This window comes from Mycobacterium sp. 1245499.0 (assembly GCF_001673615.1).
In the GTDB taxonomy this organism is placed as follows: domain Bacteria; phylum Actinomycetota; class Actinomycetes; order Mycobacteriales; family Mycobacteriaceae; genus Mycobacterium; species Mycobacterium europaeum_A.
The window spans coordinates 1-1,405 of sequence record NZ_LZMG01000016.1; the positions used below are offsets into that span (position 1 = coordinate 1).

Here is a 1,405-nt window from a genome sequence, read left to right on the forward strand (position 1 = left end):
CGGCGCTGTGGCTGCCGTCGTCGCCGACCCGCAGCCCGTAGCGCATCGCGTCGAAGCGGGCCAGGTTGCTCGACACCGCACTGCTGCACCAGGTGATCGCCGGGCATGACCCCCGCGACTCCACGTCGGTGGACGCGGCGGTGCCCGACGTCGTGGGCGCCGCCCGGGCCGGCGCGGACGGTGACCTCAAGGGCGTGCGCGTCGGAGTGGTCAAGCAGCTACGCGGCGAGGGTTATCAGCCCGGGGTGCTGAGCGCGTTCGAGGCCGCCGTCGAGCAGCTGACCGCCCTGGGCGCTGACGTGAGCGAGGTCGACTGCCCCCACTTCGAGTACGCGCTGGCCGCCTACTACCTGATCCTGCCGTCGGAGGTGTCGAGCAACCTGGCCCGCTTCGACGCGATGCGCTACGGGCTGCGGGTCGGCGACGACGGCAGCCACAGCGCCGAGGAGGTGATGGCGCTGACGCGGGCTGCCGGTTTCGGGCCGGAGGTCAAGCGGCGCATCATGATCGGCACGTATGCGTTGTCGGCCGGCTACTACGACGCGTATTACAACCAGGCGCAGAAGGTGCGCACGCTGATCGCCCGCGACCTGGACGAGGCCTATCGCTCGGTGGACGTGGTGGTGTCGCCCGCGACCCCGACCACGGCGTTTCGGCTGGGGGAGAAGGTCGACGATCCGCTGGCGATGTATCTGTTCGACCTGTGCACGCTGCCGCTGAATCTGGCGGGGCACTGCGGCATGTCGGTGCCGGCCGGTCTGTCGCCGGACGACGACCTGCCCGTCGGGCTGCAGATCATGGCGCCGGCGCTGGCTGACGACCGGCTCTACCGGGTCGGCGCCGCCTACGAGGCGGCCCGCGGGCCGCTGCCCTCGGCGCCCACCGTCTAGTGAGCCGTCGCGGCTAATCGCGCCATAACCCCGCCGTCCCAGGCAAGATGAAACCATGCGGATCGGAGTGCTCACCGGAGGCGGCGACTGCCCCGGACTCAACGCGGTCATCCGGGCGGTGGTGCGAACCTGCGACGCGCGGTACGGCTCGTCGGTGGTCGGATTCCAGGACGGCTGGCGCGGATTGCTGGAGAACCGCCGCGTCCAGCTGCAGAACGACGATCGCAACGACCGTCTGCTGGCCAAGGGCGGAACCATGCTGGGCACCGCCCGCGTGCATCCCGACAAACTGCGGGCCGGGCTGAACCAGATCAAGCAGACCTTGGACGACAACGGAATCGACGTCCTGATCCCCATCGGCGGGGAGGGCACGCTGACGGCCGCGCACTGGCTCTCGGAGGAGAATGTTCCCGTGGTCGGTGTCCCCAAGACCATCGACAACGACATCGATTGCACCGACGTGACTTTCGGCCATGACACCGCGCTGACCGTGGCCACCGACGCCATCGACCGGC

The 1,405-nt window shown here is 69.8% G+C and carries 1 protein-coding gene and 1 pseudogene; both read left to right on the top strand.

What is annotated here, in order from left to right; all coding sequences use genetic code 11:
• Window positions 1–65: 65 nt before the first annotated feature.
• Window positions 66–890, top strand: a pseudogene (locus tag A5646_RS00595) (amidase family protein); the annotation flags it as partial.
• 55 nt (window positions 891–945) lie between these two features.
• Window positions 946–1,405 (top strand): 6-phosphofructokinase (locus A5646_RS00600; protein ID WP_197505080.1); only part of this gene is annotated, 460 nt, incomplete at its 3' end.